We start from the raw sequence: 26,390 nt of genomic DNA, 5'->3' as shown, positions 1-26,390 counted from the left end.
ACTCGGCTCATAGCATATGTTCCGGGACAGGAAGGGAAAGGTCAAAGGCGATGTCGCTGGCCGACCGGCCCGCAAAGAGGCGCGGATTTTCAATGTCGCGCCAGCCGTCGCGCCAATATTGCAGCGAACGACGGGGGATGACGATGGCCAGGTCGCGTCGCTCATGCGGGCCAAGATGCACTTTGCCAAAGCCCGCGAGCGCAAGTTCAGGCTCGCGCCGATAGACCTGGATCACGTCGCTGCCCGCACGATCGGAACGATTCTTCACCGTCGCGGTAACGACGACGCCATCGTCGTCCTGGCCGATGGATGCAGCGACAAGCGCGATGTCGGCATAGCCAAAGCCCGCGCCCAGCGTATGGCGCGCATCGGCCATGCCGCGATAACCAAGCCTTGTGCCTTCCCGATAGGGAAGGTCGCCGTCATCATCGGGGGTCAGGGCGAAAGCAGGATAGTCCGCTTCCGATCGCGCGATCGAAACGGGCATCCGGCCGCCCGGCTCACGGTCGCCCGCCAGCACGTCCGCGATCGCCGCGCCAAAGCCTTCACCCGGATACCAGGCGACCAGCAGGGCGGCCGCCTTGTCTTCCCAACCGGAATCGAAGGCATGGCCGACATTGGCGATGATCGCCGTGCGCGGGTTGGCCGCCGTGATCGCGTCGATCAGGGCAAGCTGCTCATCGGCGAGCCGGCTATGACCGCGATCCTTGCTTTCCACGCTGGCGTCGGATGTCTCGCCGACGATCAGGATCACCGCGTCTGCCTCGCCTGCCAATGCCACGGCCCGTGCCAGCATCGCTTCGGGCGTGTCCGGGCGGCGGATGCCATACCAAAGGCCATGCACGCGGGCGGGGTCATAGATGAATTCGACTTCGACGGCGATGTGCCTGCCCGCCTCCAGCATCAGGTCGACGCTGCGCGCCTCGCCGCTCTTGAGCTTGCCCATCACGTCTGATGACGGGATCGGTTCCTGCTGCGCCAGAATGTCCCGCCCATCGACCCGCATCGTCACGGGGCCGGTTGCGCCGAGGTAGAAAGTATGGATGCCATCCCGTTCGGCCAGAAACACGCCGCTTGCCACGATCCGCGCGGGGCGCCCCAAAGTCGCCACATCGTCATGCACGCCCGCGAACCAGACCAGCGAATTGGTGTCGCGCGTTTCGCTGGCGACGAGGCGCGCGTCGGAACCCTGGCCGTCATAATAGTCGACCGTCATGCCTGTCGCTTGGCCATCGCCGATTGCCCGCGCGGGCCGGACCGGCATGGATGGCAGGCGCGGTTGCGGATCGACGCCCGGTTCATAATCGACGCGGGCATGATCCGCATAGCGCGCCATGATCGCTTCGAGCGGACGGATCGTGTCCGGCGCGACGGCGAGCTTGGCGAATGTCCCGCCCTGATAGCAGGGCGCCGCCGCATTGGGACCGATGATCGCGATATGCCGATCCCTGCCGGGAAGGATGGGGAGAAAGCCGTCCTGGTTGCGGAGCAGGACAAAGCCTGCCGCGGCAGCCTCCACCAGCAGGGCGTCGGCATCCGGCCCGGTGATTGTGGCTTGCCTGGGCTGCTTGAAGCGGCATGCGGCCCGTGCGACCCGGTTGGCCGCGTCGCGCACCCGATCCGCGCGTATATGGCCCTGCGCCACCGCTTGTGCGGCCTTTGGACCCAAGAAGCGAGCGGGGCCGGGCATTTCCAGGTCCAGGCCGGCATTCAGCGTCGCGACGGTCGAATGCGTGCCGAACCAGTCGCTCATGATGACACCGTCAAAACCCCACTCGCCCTTGACGATGGTTGTCAGGACATGGTGATGCTCAGCGCACCATTGCCCATTGAGGCGGTTATAGGCGGCCAGCATGCCACCGACCCCCGCCCGCGCGCATAGTTCAAACGGCAGAAGATAGATTTCACGCAACGTGCGTTCGTCCACCACCGCATTCATGCGATCGCGGTCGGTTTCACTGTCGTTGCAGACCAGATGCTTGACCACCGAAGCCGTGCCCGTCGATTGCAGGCCGGTCGCCCAGGCGGCACCCAGCATGCCCGCCAGCAAGGGTTCTTCGGAATAATATTCAAATGCCCTTCCTGCGAGCGGGCTGCGCGCCAGGTTCACATTGGGCGCCAGCACCATGTCCACGCCCATGCGTATCGCTTCGCCGCCGACCAGCGCGCCGACACGCCGGTTGAGGTCGATATCCCAGCTCGCGCCGAGCGCGGTGGGGCAGGGGGTCAGGAGCGCTATGTCCCGCTCATCCACCCGGCCGCTGGCGATACCCATCGGCCCATCGGCCATTGCGAGCGAAGGAATGCCGGCGTCTTCATAGCCTATGGTGGTCCACATCGTCGCGCCGGCGCTCATCGCCAGTTGCTGATCGAGCGTCAGTTCATTCGTCATGCGGGGCGCTCCATCGAAAAACCCATAATCTGTTCGGCCTGCGATCGCACGGCGCGGGCGACACCTTCGTCGACCAGCGCGCCGGTCGCATCGAACGGCCGCTGCTCCACCGAATTGACCGCGACGCCGACAGGGGTGGGCCAGCCGCGCATCGCATGGACGACATCGCGCATCGCCGATAATGTGGTGCCGCACGCTTGCCAGCCTGCGGCCGTCACGACCAGACCGACCGGCCGCCCGTCGAAATAGACGCGCGCGTCGCCGCGCAGGTCTTCGAGCAGGTCGACCGCATTCTTGACCAGACCGGAATAGCCGCCATGATAGCCCGGACTGCCGATGACGATCCCGTCGGCGCCGCGAACCGCCTCTACCAGGGCCGATTCTTCGTCACTGCGCACCGGGTTTTCGGGATTGAAATGGGGCAGCCGGGCCAGGGCTGGACCATCGAACATGATCACCTCCGCCCCCATGCCCGCGCATTCGGCCAGCACGGCGCGCACCAGCCGTTCGCTGGACGACGCCTGACGAAATGTGCCGCCCAGGCCAACGATCTTGCGCGCGCGGGGGGGGAATGTGCCAGCCATGCCAAACTCCTTGTTCAACGCGGCCTTCTGCCGGGCCGCGCTCATCCCATCTCTTCAGGCTGGTTCGGCAACCTTGAACGCCGGCATGACCTTTTCCGACAGCAGCCGCAGCGTCTGATTGCCCAGGCGCAGGCGTTCCTCGGTCAGCGGGCCGGTCGTGGTGCCGCACAGGATGTTGCCGATCCCCAACGCCTGGTAGGGCTTGAGATGTTCGACCACCGTTTCAGGAGAGCCGTACAGGCACCATGTGCCGATCCAGTCTTCCGTCAGCGCATTGGGTGTCTGATCGGTCTTTTTATTGGAATCGTCGGCTTCGGCGCGGGCGTTGAATTCGGCCTCGCGCTCGATCGCGTTCTGGTAGGCCCGCAGGATGATTTCCAGTTCCTCGCGCGCTTGTTCGTCCGTTTCGGCAACATGGACAAGCTGATAGGTGTGGGTTGTCCAGTCGAGCGCGCGCGCGATCGTTTCGGGCGAATGGCCCGCTTCGTCCAGCAGGGCGCGATAAATACCGAAATATTTGGACACATGCTTCATCGGCTCGGTGCCGCCGATCTGCGGCGGGGTGAAGGCGGGGATGAAGGCCGGCCAGGCATTTTCGGCGGCGCGACGGGCGCTGGCTTCCTTCATCGCCACCGGCATCAGGCGAGCGTGGCCCGGCGAATAGGCGGCAGGCGCGATGCGTTGAAGCACGCGACCCTGATGGGGGCCATTGTTGATCGTAACGGCGGGATCGTCCATCTGCTTGGCCCAAAGCTGCTCTGCAATGGCCAGGTTGTTTTCGGAGATATCCTTCGAATCCTTATAATCGACGCCGAAGCCGATCATTTCTTCAGGGGTCGTGCCGCTCCCGACGCCAACCAACAGCTTGCCATCGGTCAACTGGTCGAGGATATTGATGCGCTCAACGAAACGGACGGGATGATGAAGCGGAACGGACGTTACCGAGAAGCCGAAATGCATCTGTGGCAGTTTCGCGGCCAGATAGGCGGCATACATATAGCTGTCCGACGCAATCGGCATATAGCCGTTGAAATGATGGTCGGGGAGGAAAATGGCATCAAAGCCAAGCTCGGCGGCGATCGTTGCATGGCTCGTCAAATCCTGAATCAGCTTGCGATCCTCGTTGGCCGCCATCGAACGAGCATTCAGAAAAACAGAAAAGCGCATTATCCCCTCCACAGGTGCCTCATGGGCGGCGATCCCGACAACTGGTTTACTTTGAGCGCCCAAGCCGTCAGAATATAATTCAATTAGAACCAATGTTCTCATTATTGATAGGGTCAATATGTCGCGAGTGTCAACACCGAAGTCGAAGAATGATTCTATTTTGACAACGGCCGAAGCCAGCCGCGAACCGCAGCAGGGGCGCAGCCGGGCCTCCTATGAACGGATGTTGACCGCCGCCGAAAAGCTGATGGTGAAGGGCGGCAATGACGATTTCACGCTGACCGAAGTGGCCAAGGTCGGCAAGGTGTCGATCGGGTCCATCTATCTGCGCTTCGACAGCAAGGACGACCTGATCCGCGCGGTGCATGCTCGTGTGCTCGCCCGCATCGACGCGGACCAGGACCGCATGATGCAAAAGATCGACGAACAGGCGGCAACGCTGGAGGATTTCGCGCGCGCCTTTGTCGACGCCTATGCCGAATTGCTCAAATCCTACAGCCCGGTGCTGCGACCAATCATGTTTCGTGCCATTTATGACGAATCGATTTCGGCGCTTGGCCGGGATTCGGCCGAAAAGCTCACGCGGCAAGCCGAGACGCAAATGCTGCGCTATGCCAGCGAATTTGGTCGTCCCGATCATGCGCGACTGGTCAGCAACGCCTTCAGGATGATCTATTATACGCTCGCCCGCTTCCTGGGCCTTGGATCGTCGCCGGAAGCGGCGCATCAGGGCAATTGGGAGGAAATCAAGGAGGATCTGGCGATCATGTGCGCCGCGTTCCTGCGCGCGCCGGGGCCATCCTGACGCCGCGATCGCACCGCGCCATGGAAGTGGAAGCGCATGATCCCAAGGAAGCACACTTCCCTGGTCAGGTCTGATGCGCAAACGCCATGAAAAATCGTGATGATGGCCGTGAGCCGGCACTGTGCGGCGTCCGTATCAGTGCTTGCCCGTCAATCCATTATTGGCCAGCCACGCCATGAACGTCTCGATCCAGCCATTGCTGGTCGTGCCGGCGCGACCCAGCCCGAACCCATGGCCGCCATTCTGGTAGAAATGAAATTCGACCGGACGTTTGGCGCGCACCCACCCGTTGATCAGCCCGAACCCCTGGTTGGCAAAGGCATGGTCGTCAGCCGCCAGTACCGCGAACATGGGTGGTGCATCGGCGGGTACGTCATGTGCGGTCAACCGGCCATAGATTGGCGCGATAAAGGCGGGCCGTTCGCCGGGTCTGGCAGCCAGTGTTGCTGTGATGGTGGTAAATGCGCCAGCAGAAAAGCCCATCATGCCGATCCGCGCAGAATCGACCCGCCATTCCTTCGCCCGCGCGCGCACCAGCGCCAACGCGGCCAGCCCGTCGTCGCGCGAAAAGGTCGGCGTATCCTGCGGTGGGCGCATGCCGGATGGCTTGCCGCCCATGGCGTCCTTCATCTCCTGCGTATAGACGTTGAAGTCGTCGGGCGTCGGGACAAGGCGATATTTAAGGACAAAAGCCGCTATGCCGTGATCGGCCAGCCAGCGCGCCACGGCATAGCCCTCTGTTTCCATGGCAAGGCCCAGGAAGCCGCCACCCGGCGCAACGATGATGGCGGTGCCGGTGGCCTTGTCGGGGTCTGGCAGGAAGGGGGTCAGCGTAGCGACCGACACGTTGCGGACATTCAGGTCGCCATTCATGCGGAACCAGTTCTCCGCCGGCATCTCCGGTGCCTGCGGGCCGGTTTGTAACGGAATCTCGCCAGCCTTTGGAGGGGTGGGCACCTGCGCAAAGCTGAAAGCCGGTGAGGCAGTCCCGGTCGCCTGCGCCACCGCGACCTGTGGTATGCCCACAAGCAAGCCAAATACTGACGCAGCCACGCGGTAATGGTGCCGTCGGATCATCTTGCCCTCCTGCTTGTCTATATTGCGTAGCCTGCCCGCAGCGGGGAAGGAGAGGGGCATGGCGGGACCCCGTGCCGTCTCCGCCCTGCGGCCAGTTGCCGTTCGCGGGTCGCCTTGGTCGTCGGCACGAGGGGCAGGCAGGACACGCGCATCCTCTCATCGATGATGTCGCCGGCCATGCTTTATTCCGCAACGGCGATAGGGGAGGCCGGGGGGCGTGAAAAACGCGCCAGGCCAATGATGATGGCGGTGAAAATGCCTGCCAGACCCGCTGCAAGGAAAGCGCCCTGCATGGTTCCAACCAGATTTTCGGTCTGGTGCACCAGCCAGGGGCTGGAAAACTGGCCGAAGAAAAAGCAGGCGGTCCAAACGCCCATGCCACGTCCGCGATGTTCGAACGGCAGCTTCGACAGCGCCCAGGCGATCACCGTGGGCACGGCCATGCCGGCGCCCGTTTGCTGCACGATCAGCGCGGCCGTCAGCCAGCGCCAGTCAGGCGCGAGGCCAATGCCGGTCAGGCCAAGGCCGAGCAGGCCGAAAAAGGTGGCAAGCTGCACCTTTTGCGGCTTGTCCCCCATCAGGCGGAAGATCAGCGCGCCGAGCATGACGAAAAGGCTGGGAATGGCGGTCAGTTGGCCGATGCGCGCGGGGTCCATCACCCCGACCTCCCGCCAGGCGAGCGATCCGCTGATGATGAACACATAATAGAGCGCGGACGCCAGCAGCGTGACGCCGCCGATCGTAGCGACCGATGCCAGCGGGAAAGGGGTTCGGGCCACCGTGGCGCGCTGGGCGATCTGCGCCGCCGTCGCGCCGTCATCCCGGCGCGGTTCGAACAGCCAGACGAGCATGGCGACGAAGATCGGGAACGCCACGGCATAGACCATGAAAATGCCGTTCCAGCGGATGGACGATGCGACGCCGGACAAAAGAATGACGCCGGTGGCCAGGAAGGGACCGCATATGCCCTGAAGGAACAGCCAGTCCTTGCGCCCGCGATCGTCCCAATAGTCGGCGATCAGCGTGTTGACGATCGTGAGGATCGCGGCTTCCGCCACGCCCAGCAAAAGCCGGCAGGCGATCAGCAGATTGAGGCTGTCGAGGAAGAAGGGCGCGGTGCCGACGATGCCGTAGAGCAATGTCGCGCCGATGAGCAATGGCCGTCGCCCGAAGCGATCCACGAAAAAGCCGGCAAATGGCGCAAACAGGGCGATGGTCAGTCCAGGTGCGGACACCATCATGGGCACTTTCCACCGCGCGTCGGGATCGCTCGCGAAATGATCGATGATGGCCGGAATGGCCGGAAACATCGACACGATCGCGAAGATCGGCAGAAAGCCGGCAGCGACGATGATGATGCCCTGAGGGCGCAGCGTCAGGCGCGTAAAGAAATTCATCAAAAGGCGCACCGGCCATCGCTCCTCTGCCATGAACGACTCTGGGTCGCTTCTAATTAGAACCATTATTCATATATTTTTTGATTGCCGGTCTGTCAATTCGGCAGCGGCATGTCCGGGGACGGAAAGCCAGGCCCCGGCCACGCCTGTCGTTCGGCCGTCACGCCGCGGCGACATCGGTTTCGCGCCGGACCTTGTCGTGAAAACCGTCCATCGGCCAAAACATGATGACGAGGATCTGGGCGATCATGATCATGATCGGCCCGCCATAATAGGACCATCGGATCGCCGTCCGCGCGCCGTCCGTGACCGCTTTGGGATCATAGCCGGTCATGCCCAATATATAGGCGATGACGGCCGTGCCGACCGCCATGCCGACCTTGGTGGACAGGCTGATGCCGGACGACAAAAGCCCTTCGTTGCGCGTGCCGAAAAGCCATTGGTGATAATCGACCGCATCGGCGGCCATCGTGAAAATGGCGGTCATGGTCAGGCTGATGAGAATCGCGGCGATCAGGAACAGGGTCAGGAACAGGCCATGCTGCGCTTCGACCAGGGGCAGGGCCAGATGCAGGCCGATGGCCATGACCAGCGCGCCGATACAGCCCCTGCGGATGCCCGTGCGCTTGAAAATGGCAGGCGCGAAAAAGGCGCTGAGGAACAGGGTGCCCGACACGGCCGGCAGCAAGATGCCGATCATCCAGGGCGCGCGCATCACTTCGATGGCGAAAAAGGCGGTGACGGACAGCACGCAGCCAAAGCGCACGAAGTTGAGCAGGCAGAAGAGGAATGTCACCAGCCATGCGCGGTTGCGCAGCATCGCGCCGACATGGGGCAGGACCGCGCTGCCCGCCGGCGCGTCGTCATAATAGCGCTCCTTGCAACTGGCGAACAGGTTGAACAGCGCCGCCAGCGTCAGGATGGCGAAGATGCCCGCGACCAGGGCGAAGCCCAGGCGTTCATTGCCCTGACCCAGCAGCCCCACCAGCGGCATCGTCGCGGCGGTGGCCAGGATGACGGAAGCAGACGTGCCAATGGCGCGGGCACTGCCCAGTTGCATCCGCGTGCCATGGTCGCGCGTCATCATCGGCATCAGGGCGGAAAAGGGCACCGCGAGAAAGGAATAGAGAATGCCCAGGAGCGCGAAGGTGACATAGGCATAGGCGAGCTTTGCGCCCGTCGATCCGTCAATGGTGGTGAAGGTCAGCACCAGCAGGATGGCAAAGGGCACCGCCGTCCACAGGAAATAGGGGCGGGTACGTCCCCAGCGTGTCCGGGTGCGATCGACCAACAGGCCCACGCCCAGGTCGACGCCAGCGTCGAACAGGCGCGACAGCAGGAACAAGGTGCCGACGGCCGCCGCCGGCAACAGCGCGACATTGGTATAGAAATAGAGGAGGAAGGCCCCCACCGCGTTCCAACTGAGGCCACAGGCGAAGTCGCCCAGCCCGTAGCTGATTTTTTCCCACGGGCGCACGACCGGGGCGGTTGCCGCAGGTGTATAGCCGGAGGGTGGGTTTATAGCGTGACTGGCAACGACGGACGGCATTGCACATTCCTCTCCATCATGTCGAACATGTCAGTGCTTTGACCGGCGTGCCCCGTATCGAACCAGCGGGACGCGCCGGTCGCGAACCTTCATACGGCTGTGACCGCCGTTTTCAGAGGCCGGTTGCCTCACGCGACTTGGCGATCGATTCCACGGACGGCATGGTCGGCAGATATTCCAGTCCGATCCCGCCATCATAGCCAAGCGCCCGCAGCTTTGCGACGGTCGCAGTCCAGTCGATCGTGCCCGTGCCCGGCTCGTTCCGACCGGGATTGTCGGCAAACTGCACATGATGGACCAGATGGATGCGCCCCTTGAGCACGTCTTCCATATCCTCGCCCATGACGTTGGAATGGAACGCATCATAGAGCAGGCGCAGGTTCGGGCTGGCGACTTCCTCGATAATATCCAGCGCCAATGTCGTGCTCGACAGATACATGCCCGGATGCGACACGATCGTATTGAGCGGCTCCAATATCAGGATGATGCCGGCTGCCGCCGCAAGGGCCGCCGCCTGCCTGAGCGCCTTGACGGCCTCGGCGCGCTGTTCGTCGAGGCTTACGCCTTCACGGGTGAAGCCGGACGCGATGACCAGCGGCGGTCGTCCAAGCGACTTGGCGGTTTCGATCGTTGCCGCGACTGCGGCCAGAAATTCGTCATGTTGCGCCGGATCGACCAGACTGCGGCGCGGTTCGACGCAGAAACTGCTGAGTTGCACGCCCGTCTCGTCCAAGGCCGTCCTGATCTCGCCGATCGGCTTGTCGTTCCACAGATGGAATTCCACGGATTCAAGTCCGGCCGCCTTCGCCGCCCGGATGCGATCGGGGAAATGCGGATTTTCGTCCTTGAACAGCCATTCGATGCAGGCGGAAAGATACATGTTCAGTCTCCGGTCGCCTTTGGCATCAAGGCTGGGCTCGGCATTTTGGAAAGAGGAAGAGATTTTGTCGGCCTGGCCAAAATCGTCCCTGATATTGGATGCAAACAGCAATCGCCGCATCCCGGTTACGGGGATGCGACGATTGCAATAGCGTCAGAAGTCGAACGACACCCGGACGCCATAGGTGCGCGGTGCGCCGAACTGGAAGTTGAAGATATCGTCCGGTCCCGCCGCAGTATAGCCGGCATAGGTCAGCGGCCGCGTGTCTTCCAGGTTGCGGACATAGGCCTGAACGCCGAACCTGCCACTTTCGGGACGATATTCCAGACTCAGGTCGCTTTGCGTGAAGGCTTCCTGACGGGAGTCGCGATAGTTGAAGAAGGTCAGGAAATAGTCGCTCTTGAACCGGGTGAAGGCGTTTGCGGTCAGCGTGCCGGCCGAACCGAGCTGGAACACATGCTGATACCCCGCGCCGATCACGAATTTCGGTGTCTGGGCCAGGCGATTGCCCGCCAGGTCGGGATTGTCCACGGCCAGCAAGGAGGTCTGGTTCGGGTTGGCCGGATTGAAAATCGCATAAGAGGCGAGGAATTCGCCATATTTCGCATGCAGATAGTTGAACGTGGCATTGAAACGGTCATTGTCGGACAAATTGATGACCGCTTCGACTTCAACGCCATAGATGGTGGCTTTACCCGAATTGAAGGTCTGCGCCCCCAGCGCCGCGTCCAGCAGCACGTCGTTCTGCAGATCCTTATAATCATAATAGAAGCCCGCGACATTGAACTGGTTGCGTGAACCGGGGCCGAAGTTCAGCTTCATGCCGCCTTCATAAGCGGTGTTTTTTTCGGGCGCGAAGGTGCCGACCGCGTCGAAGCCGCCAGCCTTGTAGCCCGACGATACCTTGCCATAGATCAGCGTGTCGGAATCAGGCTTGTAGTTCAATCCCACCAGATAGTTGAACTGATCACCGCTATAACGCAATTTCAGCGGTCTGGCTGCCGGAGTGGTGATTTCGATCAGGCCGGAATTGAACTGGAAGCCGTAATTATTATAGGTCGCCTTGCGCTTGTCCTTGGTATAGCGCAGGCCGCCCACCGCGGTCAGCGTTTCAGCCAGCGGGACTTCGACCTGCCCGAAAGCGGACCAGCTTTTGCTGGTCGTGGGGCGACGGAAATAGTTGATGTAGCTGCCTTTCGGCCCGACAAACGGATTGTAAAGCCCGGTGTTGGTGCCCAATTCCTCCTGAAAATAGAAAACGCCGGTCTGCCATTGGATGCCGCTCGCTTCGCCATTCAGGCGCAGCTCATGGCTGTGAGTCTTGATGTCCGTACCCCAGTTACGGTTGAAATAGGCCGGGCCAAGACCAAGCGCCCCTTCATTATGCGTGTTGCGATAGCCGCCTGTGTAGGTCAGCGTCGCCGGGCCAAAATCATAAGCAAGGCGGCCGCGTATTGCGTCCGACTGGAGATTGAAAATGCCGATGCCGGAGATGGGTGCGTCATAGGTATGGCGATCGATCCGGCGCAGGAAATTGGTATTCTGCGGAATGCACTGGACGCCCGGCGTCGTCGGACCGACTTCGACAAATCCGTTCAACTGGCAATTGGCGCCGGGACCGTTGGCCGGCAGGTTGAGATTGGCATAGGCCTGGGACGACGGGATGATCTTCTGCTCGACATGCTCATAGGTCGCATCGATCGTCAGGCCATCGGCCGGCGTCAGGCGCAGTGTCGCACGACCACCCCATGTATGGTCGTCACCGCTGCGCCTGCCCTGGCGCGCCGTGAACTGCGGCAATGTCAGATAGCTGTTATTATGCTTGTTATAGCCCTTGTGATCCGAATAAATGCCTGACAGGCGAATGGCGCCGATGGAACCGAGAGGCAGGTCGACCCCGCCTTCCGCGATCACCTGATTGTAATTGCCATATGTCGCCGAGCCGTTGACGGCAAATTCCTTGCCAGGCTTGCGGGTGATGAAGTTGACCGCGCCGCCGGTCGAGTTGCGCCCATAGAGGGTGCCCTGAGGGCCGCGCAGGACTTCAACCCGCTCCAGGTCGAAAACGGCGGCATTCAATACAGTCGGGCGATTGATATATTCGCCATCGATATTGACGGCGATCGACTGATCCTGCGTCTCGCCATTGCTGAGCGTGCCGACGCCGCGCACCGTGACGCGCGTGGCTGTCGTGTCCTTCGTCATTTGCAGGGAAGGCGAAACCTTTTCGATGGAGGCGACATCCGTGACGCCGGCCGACACCAGTTGGTCGCGCGACAAAACCGAAATCGCGATCGGCACGTCCTGAACCGACTGCTGGCGATTCTGAGCGGTGACGATGATGTCGGCCGAATCGGATGATGCATCGGACGCCGTCGCGACCGAAGGCGCGCCAGCGGTGCCATCCTGCGGCGCGTTTTCAGCACCATGGGCTGTCGTAACGCTGCCGATTGCTGCGATCATTGCGACCGCCGAAACGCTGACGAATAGCTTCATACTGTCCTCCCCAAAGAACCGACTGGTTGGCCCAGTGCAGTGAATAACAATCATCGTTCTAGTTTAGGGGAATCGGAGTCGTCAAGCGGTTGTTGGAAAATTTGTCAGGGTATTGGCCATCGATCTGTCCTGGAAATACGCAAATCCCCCTAAAGGATCGGCCGGGGCAGGGGCAGGGGCAGGGCGGTGGTGCCGGCCCAGGCGGGTGGAAAGCCCATGGCACGCCAGCTTGACCCCCATGCTCAATAATATAAGAATAGTAATAATAATATTGTTATGGAGCGGGATATGCGGCTTTTTGCGATGGCTGTGTCATGGATGGTGCAAAGCCTGCTGGCGGCCTTTTTCGCTTTTGTCGGCTTCATGAAGGCAACCGCCCCGATGGCGGATCTGGCGCGCTATCACGCATGGGTTGCCGGTCTGCCTGAGCCGGTCGCGCGCATCGTGGGCGTCAGCGAAATCGCCTGTGCCATCGCTCTGGTCATGCCCATCATGCTGCGTTCGCGCGGTTCGTGGGCCGGTTGGGCTGCGATCCTGTTGATCGTCAATCAGGGTATCGCGATTATATTCCATGCCTATCGCGGTGATTTGGCCGGGGCGCTTGCGCAAAATCTGATCCTCATAGCCTTGTTGCTCCTGGTCGTGGGCATTCGCAGCATTTTGCGACGGAAGGCCGTATCGGGGCTGTGACGATGGGCCCTTCAGGATGATCTGCGACCTTGACGGATCAGGCCCGATAGGACATTTTCCATATTAGAATTTTTATTCTTTTATGATGCGGGCACGCATAGGCGGGCCTGTTTCGGGATGGGGTGGATGCGTCAGGCAGAGAGGGGAACGAGGCCGCTGGAAGGCGGCCGCATCAGCGACAATGCGCAGCAGGCCGCAGCGGGCCTGACCGGCCGGCAGCGCACCATGGCGCTGGCCATCGTCGCCACGGCCATGGTGCTCGATCTGGTCGACATGACCATCATCAACGTCGCCGTACCCACGCTGCAAGGCAGATTCGGGGCCAGCGATGCCCAGGTGCAGTGGATGGTGGCGGGGTACTCGACCATCTTTGCGCTGCTGCTGATCACAGGTGGGCGTATCGGCGATATTTTCGGCTATAAACGTGCTTTCCTGATCGGCGTCATCGGTTTCACCCTGACATCGCTGCTCTGCGGCATCGCCGCCAACCCCGATCAGCTTATTGTCGCCCGTCTGTTGCAGGGCGGCGCAGCGGCGATCATGCTGCCCCAGGTCATGTCGCTGACCCAGGTGATGTACGCGCCACAGGAACGTGTCGCGGCGCTGGGCCTGTTTGGCATATTGGGCGGGCTGGCGGCCGTGCTCGGCCCCGTCATCGGCGGGGCGTTGATCAGCGCCAATCTGTTCGGTCTGGAATGGCGACCGATTTTCCTGATCAATCTGCCGATCGGCGTCGTCGCCATCTATTTCGCGATAAAAATACTGCCCAACGGGCGCTCCGATCGCCGACCCCGGCTCGACATGGTCGGTACGCTGCTTGTCATGCTGCTGCTGTTCATGCTGATTTTTCCGCTGATCCAGGGGCGGCAATATGGCTGGCCGCTCTGGGGCTTTGCGATGATGGCCATGGGCGTGCCGATCGCCCTGACGCTGGCCTGGTACAGCCTCGCGCGGATGAAGCGCGACGGATCGGCGCTGATCGTGCCGGACCTGTTCCATGCGCGCGCCTTCACCCTGGGCCTGACCACCACCCTGATGTTCCAGACGGCCACGGGCGGCCTGCTCTTTACCCTGGCGCTGGCCTTGCAGCGCGGGTTGGGGTTCAGCGCGGCGCAGGTCGGCCTGACCCATGTGCCCTTCGCATTCGGCGCATCCTTTGCGATCGGCATGTTGTCGCGCAAGGCGCTGCCCCGTTTCGGTCCGGTGATCATCAGTTGGGGCGCGCTGCTCATGGCAGTGTCACTGATGTCGCTCCTGGCTGTCCTGCACTGGCAGGTTGCACCCACCCCGCTTATGCTGGCGCTTCCATTATTGTTCATGGGATTGGGCATGGGTCTGACGGGCGGCCCGCTGGGGCCTTGTACGCTGTCGGAGGTCGATGTCGGCTATGCCGGATCGGCATCGGGACTGTTGAAGGCGACCCAGCAACTGGGCAGCGCGGTCGGCGCCGCGGCGATCGGGACATTATTCTTTTCGATCCAGCCGGAAAATGATGGCGGCAGGGCAGATGCGATCAGCGCCTTCACCTGGTCCAGCTACTGTATTGCCGCAGGGTTGCTGGCTGTCGCGCTGGTTGCGCTGATGATCCCCAGGTCGCTCAAAATCCGGGAGGACAGGGCGAAAGCCTGAGCCATAAAAGCCCATTGGCAAGGGGCGATCCATACTGTAAGAAATAGAATTATAGTTCGTTATTGTGCAAGGCGACAGTCCTCAAGGAGAGGCTATGGATAGTGACAGCGGCGCCGGGCCGCATCCGGTCGACACTGGATGGCATCCGGGCTTGGCGGATCGGCGACAGATATTGGGCGGCATGTTCGCCCTTGGTCTGCTGGTCGGCACGCCCCTTGCGATATGGAGCCAGACGCGCGAACAGCCCGGTGCCGGCGCCAGCGCGTCGCAAAGGCATCTGCTCGAAAGACTCGCCGATCTCGTGATCCCCGCGACCGATACGCCCGGCGCGCTGGCGGTCGGTGTGCCCGCCTTCGTCGAACTGGCCCTGCTCCACGGCCTTGACGGCACCGCGCCCGAAACGATGGCGCGCGTGCAGATGCAGCCGGACAGGGGCGGCCTGCCCATATTGGACCTGGTCGCCGGCGAACTGGATCGCCGGTCGCAGGGCACCTTTACCAGCTTGTCGCCGGCGCGCCAAACCGCCGTTCTGACGGCCTATGATGCGGCCGCCTATGCGCAGGATCAGGGCGACCACCCATGGCGCAAGATCAAGGCGCTGATCCTGACCGGCTATTACACGTCGGAAGTCGGTGCGAGCCGCGAGCTGCAATATGAACTTGTGCCGGGTCGCTTCGACCCAGACCTGCCTTTGCCGGCCAACAACCGATCCTGGTCGAGTGATTGGACAGCGGTGGATTTTGGATGACCATGGATTTTGATGCGATCGTCGTCGGCTCCGGCATCACCGGAGGCTGGGCGGCCAAGGAACTGACCGAAAAGGGTCTGAAGGTGCTGATGATCGAGCGGGGACGCATGATCGAGCATGGTACCGGCTATGAAACGGAAACCAAAGCGCCCTGGGAGATGGAGTTTCGCGGGGAGGGGGACGCGCGCCTCTACGCGGCGGAATATCCTGTCCAGCGGCTCAATCGCCATTTCACCGAATTCACCCAGAATCATTTCGTCAACGACAAGGACAATCCTTATTCGGTGGCGGAGGGCACCCAGTTCAACTGGTGGCGCAGCTATCAGCTTGGCGGGCGATCGCTGACCTGGGGGCGGCAAAGCTATCGCTGGTCCGACTATGATTTCGGTGCCAACAAGCTCGATGGCTATGGCACGGACTGGCCCATCCGCTACGCCGATGTCGCCCCCTGGTATGACCATGTCGAAGAATTTATCGGCGTGTCGGGCGCGGCGGAGGGCCTGGCGTCGCTGCCGGACGGCCGGTTCCAGCCACCCATGCCATTGAACGCGGTCGAAAAACATGTGCGCGCCAGGATAGCGGAGCGATGGCCCGACCGATGCCTGACGGTGGGCCGGACGGCGAACCTGACAGTGGCCAAGGAGGGCCGTTCGCCGTGCCAGTATCGCTCGATCTGTGCGCGGGGCTGTTCCTACGGCGCCTATTTCAGCACGCAGAGTTCAACCCTGCCTGCCGCGCAAAAGACCGGCAATCTGACGCTGCTGACCGACTCGCTGGTGGAAGCCGTCGATCATGACCCGGCAACCGGCAAAGCGACCGGCGTGCGCGTGCTGAACAGCAAGACAGGCGAACGCAGCCGGTTCGGGGCCAGGATCATCTTCCTCAACGCCGGATCGTTCAACAGCGTGCATCTGCTGCTGCGATCGCAGTCGGAGGCTTTTCCCGACGGGCTGGCCAATGGCAGTGGCGTCCTTGGCACCCACATCATGGACCATGCATCGACCCTGTCCACCATGGCGATAATGCCGGGCTTCGAGGATCGCACCAGCTTTGGCAACCGGCCAACCGGCGTCATCATCCCGCGCTATCGCAACCTCGACAAGAAGGATGGCGATTTCACGCGCGGATATAGTTTTCAGGGCGGCGCGCTGCAAAGCGGCTGGACCGCGGCCAAGCGATCGGCGGGTATTGGCAAGGCGTACAAGGAACAGAATCAGAAGGTTGGCCCTTGGCGGATGGTGTTCGTCGGCTTTGCCGAAAGCCTGCCGCGCGCGACCAACCGGCTGACGCTGGACACGAAGAAGCGCGATCCGCACGGATTGCCGCAGCTCAACATCCATTTCGCGCATGGCGACAATGAGATGAAGGCCCTGGCCGACGCGAAGGTCGAAGCCGCGGCGATGATGGAGCAGGCGGGCGGCCATGTCATCATGGGGTTCGACAAGCCGGGCATAGGCGGATCGGCCATCCATGAAATGGGCGGCGCGCGCATGGGGCATGATCCGGCCACCTCCGTCCTCAACAAATGGAGCCAGGCCCATGATGTCCCCAACCTGTTCGTGACCGACGGCGCGCAGATGAGTTCGTCCGCCTGCCAGAACCCCTCGCTCACTTACATGGCATTGACCGCGCGGGCATGTGACCATGCCGTCACCCTGCTGAAGGCCGGCCAGCTATGAATCGCCTCCTTTCCCTGTGCGCAGTCGTCGCCGTCCTCTGCGCACCGCTGGCGGTTGCGCGGACAGCCGATAACCGCGCGATCATGTCGCAATTCATCGAACGCTTTTATGGACAGCGGGACGTGGCCGGCGCCTTTGCCGATCATGTGTCGGCCGATTATATCCAGCATAATCCCGGACTGCCCGATGGCCCGCAGGCCGCCGTTGCGGCGCTGGCCCCGATGTTCGCTGCGCCGGGATCGCGCTTCGATGTAAGGCATGTGCTGGTTGATGGCGATCTGGCCCTCGTCCACCTCCATGGCCAAGGGACGCCGGGCACGTCGGGCGCCGCCGTTGCGGATATCTATCGCCTCAAGGACGGGAAAATCGCGGAGCATTGGGACGTCATTCAGCCAGTGGAAGCCGGGACCGATCCGCTGGCCGCCGCCGAACCCGCGCCCCCCCGGCAAGAGGATGCCATGGCCAATCGCCGCCGCTTTTTGCGGTTTGTCGATTTGCTGTTCCGCCAGAACCGGGTGGAGGCGGCTTATGCCGCTTATGTCGCAGCAGACCTGATCCAGCATAATGCGCGCATGGGGCAGGGGCGTGCTGCCGCCATTGCAGCCATCAAGGGGTTGCGCGCCGCACCGGGGGCCACTTTCGAAGTCCAGCGCGTGCTGATCGACGGCAATCTGGCAGCGGTTCATTATCGGGGCAAATTGTCGACCGACGATCAGGGCGCCGCCATTGTCGAGATATTCCGGTTCGATCGCGGGAAGATCGTGGAACATTGGGATATGTTCCAACCCATTCCCAGGAATGCAAGCAATGCCCATCCCATGTTCTGACCGATCGCCCCGGTTCAGGGGGGGGCGAACGGGGGCGCCATAATGGTGGCGATGCGGCGGCTGACATGATTGGCTAATCGCCCGCAGCGATCGCCTGTCATGCCTGCCGTGCAGCATGCGACATTGACACTGCTTGCATATTATTAGTATAATAGTTTTAGTTTTTATATCTTTGAGTTGTCCGCTGCCTGTCGTCCGATCTGAATGAGGACCGCCAGCGCACATCCCGCAATGAATCAAGCCGCGTCATGTGTAGCGCCGCTGTCCGAGGAGCCTGAATCCGACCATGAACACAGACGCGATCGCGATAAGCCTCGATCTGATCAATCGCCATTATCAGGAACCCAACCGCAATCGGTATGAAAGCCGGTATTTCTGGGAGGAGCTTTACACGCTGATCGCCGCATCCGGCTTTTCGGCGATAGAGATGCCCTATGAGCCGGTCTGGCAGTTTGGCGGGCGCAGCGGCGTGCCGTTCAACCGCTATTGCGTGAATACCAAATATGAAAGCGCGGCCAAATATCGCGCAGTGCTGAGCGCAAGCGGCATCGGGCGCGTGACCGGCATCAGCTTCGATCCCAATCTGTTCATGCGCAATGACAATCTGAATTTCTATTTCGGCGCGACTGGTCATTTCGCGAACGAGGCGCTTGCCCACGCCGCGGACATGGGGGCCGACTATCTCGCCATCAGCCCATCGCCCTATTATGGGCGTATCGCCCAATATCATCCCGATCTGGAGGCACAGAAAGAGGCCTTCACGCAGCGCACGATCGAACTGCTGGAAGGGCTTGCCGCCAAGGCAGAAGCGCTGGGGGTCACGCTCGTCCTGCGGAATGAATATTGGAGCCTGTTTGGTGGCGACCGGCTATTCCCGCTGCTGGACGCCCTGCCCGATAGTGTGAAGCTGGACGTGGACACGGCGAACCTGTTCGTCGCCGGCGTGTCGGCCACGCACTTTATAGAGGCGCAGATTGGCCGCATCGGTTGCGTGCATCTGACCGATACCAACTTCGTCGATACGCAGCATGTCTGGAAAACGCCCAATCCTGAATTTCCCGACCATCACGCCACGCAGATATTCCGCGATCCTGGGACCGGATCGGTCGATCTGCCGCACATCGCGGCTTTGCTCGACAGGCTGAACTATCAAGGGCCGGTCATCTGTAGCGCCCGCCAGACGAGAGATCCCTTTCGCGCGCTGCTCAGAACCCGTGCCTTGCTCAACCAATTGCAGAAATAAGACGGACGGAGACGCCGCGATGCCGAATATTCGCTATGCCAATATGGCCCACTGGAAAACAATTCCGTACCGGAAAATCGATAATTTTCGCGAATTCTATTATGAAGACAACAGCAACAGCGCCTATTATTCCGATTGGGATAATATCCTGAAATATCAGTCCGCTCTCGGCTTCGACGGAATCGAGCTGGCGCCGTGGGACTTGGCCGATCTCCTCCCGCTGTTTGGCTCGCCGGAGAATTTCACCCAGTTTGCAAAAGAACGCGGCGTGACTGTCATCGGCATGTTCCATGGGGCCCATGCGTCCCATGACCAGGGGCATTTCGACGAGGCTGTTCGTTCAGGGCGCGAGGCGGTCGACACGATCGTGAAGTTCGGCGGCACCTACATGAACACCTGCCCGACCCAGAATTATTTCGGGACGGGGCCTCTCAGCCGGGACGAAGTGCAACAATGTGCGAAGGTGATGAACGAGATTGGCCGCTATGCGACCGATCATGGGGTCAAGCTGGGCTTGCACAACGAGTTTTTCTGCGCGATCAATCTGCAAAATCACCGCGAACTGATAGAGTCGACAGATCCAAATTTGGTGCATTACTGCATAGATACAGCCCAGATAGCGATCATGGGCGAGGATTTGCTGACATTCTACAACGACTATCACGAACGTATCAGCACATTTCACCTAAAAGACACGGCATCTGCAAAGCAGCCCGACAGCGTGCGCTACGCACAGGATCCTGAAATTACCGACGATGGCAGGCGCTGGTTCTGGGAACCGGGCCAGGGCGAACTTGACCTGAAGGGTCTCTACCACGCGCTCAGGCAGCATGGGTTCAAGGGCTGGATGTCCATCGAATATGACGGTTCGCCGGACCTGCTCGCCTCGATGGCGATGACGCGCTATTATCTCGATAACGAACTGCGGCCGATCTACGACTGAGGGCGGTTGTCGGGTGCTGGAGACTCTGTTCAACCCCGGCTGTGATGGCGGATCATGCAGCCCGTAATGGAGGGGGGTGCCCGGTGCGGGCAATCCCCAGCACCGCCTTTCATGACAAGCCGATTATTTCCCCGCAACGTCCGGGATCGCGCCGCTTGCCCAGGCAATCCGGCGCGATCTTCGCCGGCGGGGCGTCCGTCGAAACGTTTCTGTCCGAATCCCGGCAGACGCTAAAGTCAATCGACGTGGCCCGTTCACATCGCTAAGGGAGTCGCGATGATAAGCCGGTCCTATCCCGCACATGCAGCATAAGCCCAAGCGCAGTCGGGCCATAGCCCTGCCCAATGGCGAGTTTCGCGCGCGCGCGACCGAATATCTCGACTTCCTGGCCGCCTGGGTGAAGAAGCCGCGCCAGACCGCATCGGTCGTGCCGTCCAGTCGCTATCTGGCCCGCATCATGGTGGCGCAGATCGATCCGCAGGAAGGGCGCGTGCTGGAACTGGGCGGTGGCACCGGGGTGTTCACCCGCGCGATCCTGGAAACCGGCCTGCCGCCGGAAAAGCTGGAAGTGGTGGAGATCAACCCCGCCTTCGCGCGCGGGCTGCGCCGGCACTTCCCCCATGTCTCCGTGCTGGAAACCCCGGCCCAGATCGTGTCGACCGCGACCGCCGGCGCGCCCGGCGATTATCAGACGGTGGTGAGCGGTCTGCCGCTGCTGGCGATGGACCGGCATATGCATGCGGACATCCTGACCGAATCCTTCCGCATGTTGAAACCGGGCGGCAGTTTCGTGCAGTTCACCTATTCGATGCGCCCGCCGGTCAGCCGCGAAATTCTCGACGCGCTCGACCTCGATGTGGTGCGTGCCGGGCAGACGGTACGCAACTTTCCGCCCGCAACCGTCTTTCGATTCTCCCGTCGCGGCGAATAGGTTGCGCTTCACAATCTGTCCCCTATCTTCGCTGCAACGCGACAAGGGGCAGAGGGCCATCCATGGCATCCATCATTGAAATTGACGGCCTGACGAAAATCTATCCGTCGGGCTTCACGGCGCTCAAGGGCGTCGACCTGCATATCGAGGAAGGCGAAATTTTCGCGCTGCTGGGGCCGAATGGCGCGGGCAAGACGACGATGATCTCGATCATCTGCGGCATCGCGCGGGCGAGCGGGGGGCGCGTCACGGTGGCGGGCCATGATATCGTGCGCGATTATCGTGGCGCGCGCAGTGCGATCGGCCTGGTTCCGCAGGAACTGAGCACCGACCAGTTTGAACGGGTCATCGACACGGTCAGCCTGAGCCGGGGGCTGTTCGGCAAGCCGCGCAACGACGCGCATATCGAAAAGGTGCTGCGCGACCTGTCGCTCTGGGACAAGCGACACGCCAAGATCCTGGAATTGTCGGGCGGGATGAAGCGGCGCGTGATGATCGCCAAGGCGCTGAGCCATGAACCGCGCGTGCTGTTCCTGGACGAGCCGACCGCGGGCGTTGACGTGGAACTGCGCCGCGACATGTGGAAACTGATCGGCGAACTGCGCCAGACGGGCGTTACCATCATCCTGACGACCCATTATATCGAGGAGGCCGAGGAAATGGCCGACCGGGTGGGCGTGATCAACAAGGGCGAACTGATGCTGGTCGAGGACAAGACCGCCCTGATGAAGAAGCTGGGCAAGAAGACGCTGACCGTGGTGCTGGCCGATCCGATCGGCGCGGTGCCGCCGGACCTGGCCGAATGGAACGTGACGCTGGGCGCCGACGGGCATGAGATCGAATATATTTTCGATACCCAGGCGGATCGGACCGGCGTGTCGTCGCTGCTGCGCAAGCTGGGCGACCTGGGCATCGGCTACAAGGATCTCAATACCCGCCAGAGCAGCCTGGAGGATATCTTCGTCAGCCTCGTCCATCAGGAGAAGGCCGCATGAGCCTCCAGAATTTTCGCGCCATCGCGTCCATCTACAAATTCGAACTGCATCGCTTTCGCCGCACCTGGCTGACCGGACTGCTGGTGCCCGTCATCACCACATCGCTCTATTTCGTCGTGTTCGGCGGGGCGATCGGGTCGCGGATGACGGAAGTGGAAGGCATTCCCTATGCTGCCTTCATCGTGCCGGGCCTCATCATGATGGCGATGTTCACCGAAAGCATCTTCAACGCCAGTTTCGGCATCTACATGCCCAAATTCACCGGCACCATCTATGAACTCTTATCCGCCCCCATTTCCGCGACCGAAACGGTCATCGCCTATGTCGGTGCGGCGGCGACCAAGTCGCTGATCGTGGGCATCATCATCTTCCTGACCGCCCATCTGTTCGTCGACGTGCCGGTCGCGCATCCGTTGGCCATGGCCGGTTTCATGCTGCTGATCGCGGTCAGTTTCTGTCTGTTCGGCTTCATTCTGGGGGTCTGGGCGCAGAGTTTCGAGCAGTTGCAGGTGATCCCCTTGCTGCTGATCATGCCCATGACCTTCCTGGGCGGCGCCTTCTATTCCGTGCACATGCTCGCGGAGCCGTGGCGCACGATCACGCTGTTCAACCCGATCGTCTATCTGATCTCCGGCTTTCGCTGGACCTTCTTCGGCAAGGGCGATGTGGGGATCGAATTCAGCCTGATCTTCGTCGCGGGGATGCTGGCGGTGTGCATCGGCGTGATCGGCTGGATGTTCAGGACCGGCTATCGGCTGAAGAAATGAAAAGGGCGGCCGGTGGCCGCCCATCGTGTTGCGTGCATCAGGCGGTGCCCGTCAGGCCGCCTGGCTCTCCGGCGTCACGGCGAACAGGGTCACGCCCTTATATTTGTCGTCGCCGTCATTATAGAGGCCGTACATCGCCTCGAACGGTTCATCCAGCACCCGAATGTCGGACAGCCCCACCAGCTTGAACGTGCCCAGCTTCAATTCGCGCGGCGGGCGGCCGTCGCGGTCGGTGGTCACGGCGTCGATGAACAATTCGTCATGACGGGTGTACAGGATGTGCGGGGCGAGGGTGACGACCATCTTGTTATAGGTCACCTTCAGGCACTTCTGGAGCGCGATGGCTTCAAAAATCTCGGTCGGGGCTTGCATGATGTCGTTTCCCTGACCGATTTTCGCGATTCTTTCAATTGTTTTGTGCGCCGCACCATGGCTGTGCCGTGCAACCGATGCGACATGATGGGCAGGATCAGGGGTCAGCCTGGCAGCAGCCCCAGCCGTTCGCGCAGGCTCCAGCGGATGATGAGCAGCAGCGCGACCGCGCCCAGGCCGCTGGCCAGCCCCAGCCAGATGCCGACGCCCTCCAGCCCCAGCGGGAAGGCGAGCAGCGTGCCGACGCCGATCCCCACGACCCAATAGCCGATCAGGGCGAAGATCATCGGCATCTTCGTATCCTGCACCCCGCGCAGCACGCCCGCGCCCACGGCCTGCGCCGCATCGACAAGCTGGAACAGCGCCGCGACCGCAAGGAAGCTGGTGGCCAGGCGGATGGTGCGGGCATTGGCCGGATCGGAAAGGTCAAGGAAGGCCGACACCAGCATATGCGGCATCAGGATCAGCAACGCGCCCGAACAGAGGGCAAATCCGGTGCCGATCAACAGTGCCAGCCAGCCGGCACGGCCGACACCGGCCCGGTCCCCGCGTCCATAGGCGATGCCGACGCGCACCGTCGCGGCCTGACCGATGCCCATCGGCACCATGAATACAAGCGCGGAAATCTGGAGCGCGACGGCATGGGCGGCCAGCGAATCGCGGTTGATCAGGCCCATCAGAAAAGCCGAGGCATTGAATACGGTCGTTTCGAACCCCAGCGTAATGGCGATCGGCAGGCCAAGTGCCCAGACCTGCCGGTGCCGTTCGCGATCACGGGTCCAGAAACGGCCCATCAGGCTGTAGCGGCGGAAACGCCGGTCGATCAGGATGACCCCCAGCAGGCCCAGGAACAGGAAGCTGGAGGAAAGGCTGCTGGCCAGGCCCGCACCGAACAGGCCAAGCGCCGGCAGGCCAAGATGGCCGAAGATCAGCGCCCAGCCCGCAACTATATTGAGCGGGATCGCCACCAGCATGACCAGCAGGCCCCAGATCGGCCGTTCCAGCGCGGCGATGAAGTTGCGCAGCGTGGTGAAGCAGAGAAAGGGCAGCAGCGCCCATTGCAGCCCGCGCATCAACTGACCGGCCCCATGCGCCAGATCGGGTTGTTGCCCCATGGCGAGCAGGATCGCCTCGCATTGCCAAAGGATTGCCCAGGCGGGCAATACAAAGAACAGAGCGGCACGCAGCGTCTGCTGCACCGTGCGGCGCACGTCGCGCACGCTGTGGCGGCGACGGCCGCGTTCGCTGGCGATCAGCGGCGAGGCGGCGGTGACAAGGCCCATGCCGAAGATCAGCAGCGCGTGGAACAGGTTGATAGCGAGCGCGCCGGCCGCCACGCTTTCGGCGCCCCGGCGGCCGAGCAGCAGCAGATCGGTCGCGGCGATCGCCGACCAGGCGATATTGCCCGCGATCATCGGCAGCGCCAGCGCGATCAGCGCGCTGGCCTCGATGCGCCAGGGGGAGGGGTGGGCCATCACGATATTCCTGAAACCACATGCTCCCGCACAGGCGGGAACCCAGTTCGAACGTCTCAACTGGGCTCCCGCCTGTGCGGGAGCACGCTATGCTAAATGGCTCAATGTTTCTTCCAGGGCAACAGATGCAGCGCGCCGACGATCACCCCGCCAACCACCAGCCCGACGATCGCGCCGCCCACCGCCGTCACCAGCCAGTGCAGGAAGCCGCCAAGGGCGGGAACGGCCTGCGCCGCGCCCTGCGCCAGATGGTCGATCGCGCCGGGGATCGGCTCGACATGAAATTCATGCAGGCCGTGGACGATCAGCCCGCCGCCGACCCACAGCATCGCGGCGGTGCCGACCACCGACAGGATCGCCATCAGCACCGGCATCGCCTTCACCAGGGCCCGGCCCATAACCCGCGTGCCCGCACCATCCTTTTTCGCGAGATGCAGGCCGATATCGTCCATCTTCACGATCAGGCCGACAACGCCATAGACGCCCGCCGTGATCAGGATGGCGACGACGACCAGGATGATTGCCTGTTCCCACACCGGCTCGCCCGCCACCGTGCCCAGCGATATGGCCATGATCTCACCCGACAGGATGAAGTCGGTGCGGATCGCGCTCGCCACTTTCCGGTTTTCCAGTTCGGCCGAACTATGCGTCTCGATGGCTTCTTCGGCCAGGTCATGGCCGCCGGCGAAGGCCTCCAGCAGCTTTTCGACCGCCTCGAAACACAGAAAGGCCCCGCCCAGCATCAGCAGCGGCGGCAGCAGCCAGGGCGCAAAGGCGCTCATCAGCAAGGCGGCCGGTAGCAGGAAGAGCAGCTTGTTGCGCAGCGATCCCTTGGCGATCTTCCAGATGATCGGCAATTCGCGGTCCGGGGTCAGGCCCATGACATATTTGGGCGTCACGGCGGCGTCATCGATCACCACGCCGGCGGCCTTGGTCCCGGCCTTGCCGGCGGCGGCGGCGACATCGTCCAGCGAAGTCGCCGTCAGCTTGGCGATGCCCGCCACGTCATCGAGCAGCGCGATCAGACCCGAAGGCATAGATTTTCATTCCCCTGTTGCAGGCGATAACGCCCTCGGCTGCGCCTCATAGAGGGGCGGCACGGACGGGGCAAGGAACCGCGATTGTCAGTAATTGGCCTTTAGTAGCCTTTAGTAATTGCCCGGCGGATCGCTGGCCGGGAAGCTTTCATCGGATTGTTCGTCGACCTTGTCCCAGTCCTGCGGCGCGATGCCCTGTTGCGGGCCGGCGTCGCGGATGAAGCTGTCGGCCGGGTGGGCCGGCTGCATGTCGTCACCCATCCATTCGCGCCAGCCCTTGATCGCGCCCTTGACCGCGATCGCGCCAAGGCCGGTGACGATCGCGAGTTTCAACAATCCCTTCATGCCGGTTTCTCCTGCCCATGATGCAGATGCACCCAATCGGCGCGGTCATGGCCCACGGCCTCGCGCGGCAGGCGGATCTCGCCTTCCTCGTCCGCGCCATCGGCCGCCGCCTCCGTGCCCGACGGCCGGGGCAAGGACCAGCGTTCGCGCAGCGCCGCGTCGATCATCGCGCCCCATGTCGCCGTGTCGCCCGCCGCGCGCATCGCGCCATCGGGTTCCTTCATCAGCGCAAGGATGCTGGCGGCATCCTCGACCCGTTCGGGCCAGGCGTCCGGCGCCCCCCTTGCCAGGTGGCGGGCCAGTTTTTCGATCAGGGCGCGGTCTTTCATCACGGTCGAACGCGCAGCCATGATCACCGTTCC

The 26,390-nt window shown here is 62.1% G+C and carries 24 protein-coding genes; 11 read left to right on the top strand and 13 right to left on the bottom strand.

Going from position 1 to position 26,390, the window contains the following annotated elements; genetic code table 11:
• Positions 1–7 precede the first annotated feature (7 nt).
• Genes Q4610_RS01650 through Q4610_RS01640 form a run of 3 tightly spaced genes read right to left on the bottom strand, consistent with a single transcriptional unit; the run spans position 8 to position 4,143 of the window.
• On the bottom strand, positions 8–2,392 hold the full coding sequence (locus tag Q4610_RS01650; protein WP_304534276.1) for a beta-glucosidase: 2,385 nt from the start codon (positions 2,390–2,392) through the stop codon (positions 8–10).
• On the bottom strand, positions 2,389–2,976 hold the full coding sequence (locus Q4610_RS01645; RefSeq protein ID WP_304534275.1) for an NADPH-dependent FMN reductase: 588 nt from the start codon (positions 2,974–2,976) through the stop codon (positions 2,389–2,391). The genes Q4610_RS01650 and Q4610_RS01645 overlap by 4 nt, the downstream gene beginning before the upstream one ends.
• A gap of 54 nt (positions 2,977–3,030) precedes the next feature.
• Positions 3,031–4,143 (bottom strand): LLM class flavin-dependent oxidoreductase, encoded by a 1,113-nt coding sequence (locus tag Q4610_RS01640; protein WP_304534274.1) that lies wholly within the window; start codon positions 4,141–4,143, stop codon positions 3,031–3,033.
• Between the two features lie 160 nt (positions 4,144–4,303).
• On the opposite strand from Q4610_RS01640, the gene Q4610_RS01635 reads away from it, so the two are divergent.
• On the top strand, positions 4,304–4,948 hold the full coding sequence (locus Q4610_RS01635; protein ID WP_304534273.1) for a TetR/AcrR family transcriptional regulator: 645 nt from the start codon (positions 4,304–4,306) through the stop codon (positions 4,946–4,948).
• Positions 4,949–5,083: 135 nt separating this feature from the next.
• On the opposite strand, the gene Q4610_RS01630 is transcribed toward Q4610_RS01635, so the two are convergent.
• The 5 genes from Q4610_RS01630 to Q4610_RS01610 form a co-directional block, all read right to left on the bottom strand.
• A complete protein-coding gene (locus tag Q4610_RS01630; protein ID WP_304534272.1) occupies positions 5,084–6,025 on the bottom strand; it encodes an alpha/beta hydrolase in 942 nt (313 codons plus the stop codon).
• A gap of 182 nt (positions 6,026–6,207) precedes the next feature.
• The gene (locus Q4610_RS01625; RefSeq protein ID WP_304534271.1) at positions 6,208–7,422 is read right to left on the bottom strand and encodes an MFS transporter; all 1,215 of its coding nucleotides are present in this window, start codon (positions 7,420–7,422) and stop codon (positions 6,208–6,210) included.
• 160 nt (positions 7,423–7,582) lie between these two features.
• A complete protein-coding gene (locus tag Q4610_RS01620) occupies positions 7,583–8,971 on the bottom strand; it encodes an MFS transporter (protein WP_304534270.1) in 1,389 nt (462 codons plus the stop codon).
• Between the two features lie 112 nt (positions 8,972–9,083).
• Complete coding sequence (locus Q4610_RS01615; RefSeq protein ID WP_304534269.1) at positions 9,084–9,851, bottom strand: TIM barrel protein; 768 nt, start codon at positions 9,849–9,851, stop codon at positions 9,084–9,086.
• 153 nt (positions 9,852–10,004) lie between these two features.
• The gene (locus Q4610_RS01610) at positions 10,005–12,347 is read right to left on the bottom strand and encodes a TonB-dependent receptor (protein WP_304534268.1); all 2,343 of its coding nucleotides are present in this window, start codon (positions 12,345–12,347) and stop codon (positions 10,005–10,007) included.
• Positions 12,348–12,635: 288 nt separating this feature from the next.
• On the opposite strand from Q4610_RS01610, the gene Q4610_RS01605 reads away from it, so the two are divergent.
• From Q4610_RS01605 to Q4610_RS01560, 10 genes are all read left to right on the top strand, one after another.
• Positions 12,636–13,037, top strand: a complete 402-nt coding sequence (locus Q4610_RS01605) for a DoxX family protein (protein WP_304534267.1) — start codon at positions 12,636–12,638, stop codon at positions 13,035–13,037.
• Between the two features lie 126 nt (positions 13,038–13,163).
• Positions 13,164–14,666, top strand: a complete 1,503-nt coding sequence (locus Q4610_RS01600) for an MFS transporter (protein WP_304534266.1) — start codon at positions 13,164–13,166, stop codon at positions 14,664–14,666.
• 94 nt (positions 14,667–14,760) lie between these two features.
• Positions 14,761–15,414 carry a gluconate 2-dehydrogenase subunit 3 family protein gene (locus Q4610_RS01595; RefSeq protein WP_304534265.1) on the top strand — a complete coding sequence of 218 codons (654 nt, stop codon included), beginning with the start codon at positions 14,761–14,763 and terminating at the stop codon, positions 15,412–15,414.
• Positions 15,411–17,093 (top strand): GMC oxidoreductase, encoded by a 1,683-nt coding sequence (locus Q4610_RS01590; protein WP_304534264.1) that lies wholly within the window; start codon positions 15,411–15,413, stop codon positions 17,091–17,093. Before Q4610_RS01595 ends, Q4610_RS01590 begins: the two co-directional genes overlap by 4 nt.
• Positions 17,090–17,920 carry a nuclear transport factor 2 family protein gene (locus Q4610_RS01585; RefSeq protein WP_304534263.1) on the top strand — a complete coding sequence of 277 codons (831 nt, stop codon included), beginning with the start codon at positions 17,090–17,092 and terminating at the stop codon, positions 17,918–17,920. The genes Q4610_RS01590 and Q4610_RS01585 overlap by 4 nt, the downstream gene beginning before the upstream one ends.
• 286 nt (positions 17,921–18,206) lie before the next feature.
• The gene (locus tag Q4610_RS01580) at positions 18,207–19,163 is read left to right on the top strand and encodes a sugar phosphate isomerase/epimerase family protein (protein WP_304534262.1); all 957 of its coding nucleotides are present in this window, start codon (positions 18,207–18,209) and stop codon (positions 19,161–19,163) included.
• Positions 19,164–19,182: 19 nt separating this feature from the next.
• Positions 19,183–20,106, top strand: coding sequence for a sugar phosphate isomerase/epimerase family protein (locus Q4610_RS01575; protein WP_304534261.1), 924 nt, complete (start codon positions 19,183–19,185; stop codon positions 20,104–20,106).
• 301 nt (positions 20,107–20,407) lie between these two features.
• Positions 20,408–21,037 carry a class I SAM-dependent methyltransferase gene (locus Q4610_RS01570; RefSeq protein WP_304534260.1) on the top strand — a complete coding sequence of 210 codons (630 nt, stop codon included), beginning with the start codon at positions 20,408–20,410 and terminating at the stop codon, positions 21,035–21,037.
• 62 nt (positions 21,038–21,099) lie between these two features.
• Positions 21,100–22,032, top strand: a complete 933-nt coding sequence (locus Q4610_RS01565; RefSeq protein WP_304534259.1) for an ABC transporter ATP-binding protein — start codon at positions 21,100–21,102, stop codon at positions 22,030–22,032.
• Positions 22,029–22,799 (top strand): ABC transporter permease, encoded by a 771-nt coding sequence (locus tag Q4610_RS01560; RefSeq protein WP_304534258.1) that lies wholly within the window; start codon positions 22,029–22,031, stop codon positions 22,797–22,799. Before Q4610_RS01565 ends, Q4610_RS01560 begins: the two co-directional genes overlap by 4 nt.
• Positions 22,800–22,850: 51 nt before the next feature.
• Here Q4610_RS01560 and Q4610_RS01555 read toward each other — a convergent pair whose 3' ends face one another.
• The 5 genes from Q4610_RS01555 to Q4610_RS01535 all read right to left on the bottom strand — a co-directional run bounded on the left by Q4610_RS01555 (position 22,851) and on the right by Q4610_RS01535 (position 26,357).
• Positions 22,851–23,171 (bottom strand): hypothetical protein, encoded by a 321-nt coding sequence (locus tag Q4610_RS01555; protein WP_304534257.1) that lies wholly within the window; start codon positions 23,169–23,171, stop codon positions 22,851–22,853.
• Positions 23,172–23,275: 104 nt separating this feature from the next.
• Positions 23,276–24,646, bottom strand: coding sequence for an MATE family efflux transporter (locus Q4610_RS01550; RefSeq protein ID WP_304534256.1), 1,371 nt, complete (start codon positions 24,644–24,646; stop codon positions 23,276–23,278).
• Positions 24,647–24,747: 101 nt separating this feature from the next.
• Positions 24,748–25,683, bottom strand: coding sequence for a DUF808 domain-containing protein (locus Q4610_RS01545; RefSeq protein WP_304534255.1), 936 nt, complete (start codon positions 25,681–25,683; stop codon positions 24,748–24,750).
• Positions 25,684–25,794: 111 nt separating this feature from the next.
• A complete protein-coding gene (locus Q4610_RS01540; protein ID WP_304534254.1) occupies positions 25,795–26,028 on the bottom strand; it encodes a hypothetical protein in 234 nt (77 codons plus the stop codon).
• Positions 26,025–26,357, bottom strand: coding sequence for a hypothetical protein (locus Q4610_RS01535; protein WP_304534836.1), 333 nt, complete (start codon positions 26,355–26,357; stop codon positions 26,025–26,027). Before Q4610_RS01535 ends, Q4610_RS01540 begins: the two co-directional genes overlap by 4 nt.
• Between the last annotated feature and the right edge of the window lie 33 nt (positions 26,358–26,390).

The organism is Sphingobium cyanobacteriorum, assembly GCF_030580935.1.
In the GTDB taxonomy this organism is placed as follows: domain Bacteria; phylum Pseudomonadota; class Alphaproteobacteria; order Sphingomonadales; family Sphingomonadaceae; genus Sphingobium; species Sphingobium cyanobacteriorum.
The sequence above is the reverse complement of the archived record's forward strand: the minus strand, read 5'-3'. Positions and strand labels throughout refer to the sequence as shown.

Coding starts and splice junctions, on each gene's coding strand:
- Q4610_RS01580 (WP_304534262.1), top strand. CDS start 18,207: ATGAACACAGACGCGATCGCGATAAGCCTCGATCTGATCAATCGCCAT.
- Q4610_RS01575 (WP_304534261.1), top strand. CDS start 19,183: ATGCCGAATATTCGCTATGCCAATATGGCCCACTGGAAAACAATTCCG.
- Q4610_RS01550 (WP_304534256.1), bottom strand. CDS start 24,646: ATGGCCCACCCCTCCCCCTGGCGCATCGAGGCCAGCGCGCTGATCGCG.
- Q4610_RS01540 (WP_304534254.1), bottom strand. CDS start 26,028: ATGAAGGGATTGTTGAAACTCGCGATCGTCACCGGCCTTGGCGCGATC.
- Q4610_RS01565 (WP_304534259.1), top strand. CDS start 21,100: ATGGCATCCATCATTGAAATTGACGGCCTGACGAAAATCTATCCGTCG.
- Q4610_RS01625 (WP_304534271.1), bottom strand. CDS start 7,422: ATGAATTTCTTTACGCGCCTGACGCTGCGCCCTCAGGGCATCATCATC.
- Q4610_RS01570 (WP_304534260.1), top strand. CDS start 20,408: ATGCAGCATAAGCCCAAGCGCAGTCGGGCCATAGCCCTGCCCAATGGC.
- Q4610_RS01590 (WP_304534264.1), top strand. CDS start 15,411: ATGACCATGGATTTTGATGCGATCGTCGTCGGCTCCGGCATCACCGGA.
- Q4610_RS01595 (WP_304534265.1), top strand. CDS start 14,761: ATGGATAGTGACAGCGGCGCCGGGCCGCATCCGGTCGACACTGGATGG.
- Q4610_RS01645 (WP_304534275.1), bottom strand. CDS start 2,976: ATGGCTGGCACATTCCCCCCCCGCGCGCGCAAGATCGTTGGCCTGGGC.
- Q4610_RS01640 (WP_304534274.1), bottom strand. CDS start 4,143: ATGCGCTTTTCTGTTTTTCTGAATGCTCGTTCGATGGCGGCCAACGAG.
- Q4610_RS01620 (WP_304534270.1), bottom strand. CDS start 8,971: ATGCCGTCCGTCGTTGCCAGTCACGCTATAAACCCACCCTCCGGCTAT.
- Q4610_RS01585 (WP_304534263.1), top strand. CDS start 17,090: ATGAATCGCCTCCTTTCCCTGTGCGCAGTCGTCGCCGTCCTCTGCGCA.
- Q4610_RS01535 (WP_304534836.1), bottom strand. CDS start 26,357: ATGAAAGACCGCGCCCTGATCGAAAAACTGGCCCGCCACCTGGCAAGG.
- Q4610_RS01605 (WP_304534267.1), top strand. CDS start 12,636: ATGCGGCTTTTTGCGATGGCTGTGTCATGGATGGTGCAAAGCCTGCTG.
- Q4610_RS01555 (WP_304534257.1), bottom strand. CDS start 23,171: ATGCAAGCCCCGACCGAGATTTTTGAAGCCATCGCGCTCCAGAAGTGC.
- Q4610_RS01630 (WP_304534272.1), bottom strand. CDS start 6,025: ATGATCCGACGGCACCATTACCGCGTGGCTGCGTCAGTATTTGGCTTG.
- Q4610_RS01560 (WP_304534258.1), top strand. CDS start 22,029: ATGAGCCTCCAGAATTTTCGCGCCATCGCGTCCATCTACAAATTCGAA.
- Q4610_RS01615 (WP_304534269.1), bottom strand. CDS start 9,851: ATGTATCTTTCCGCCTGCATCGAATGGCTGTTCAAGGACGAAAATCCG.
- Q4610_RS01545 (WP_304534255.1), bottom strand. CDS start 25,683: ATGCCTTCGGGTCTGATCGCGCTGCTCGATGACGTGGCGGGCATCGCC.
- Q4610_RS01600 (WP_304534266.1), top strand. CDS start 13,164: ATGCGTCAGGCAGAGAGGGGAACGAGGCCGCTGGAAGGCGGCCGCATC.
- Q4610_RS01650 (WP_304534276.1), bottom strand. CDS start 2,392: ATGACGAATGAACTGACGCTCGATCAGCAACTGGCGATGAGCGCCGGC.
- Q4610_RS01610 (WP_304534268.1), bottom strand. CDS start 12,347: ATGAAGCTATTCGTCAGCGTTTCGGCGGTCGCAATGATCGCAGCAATC.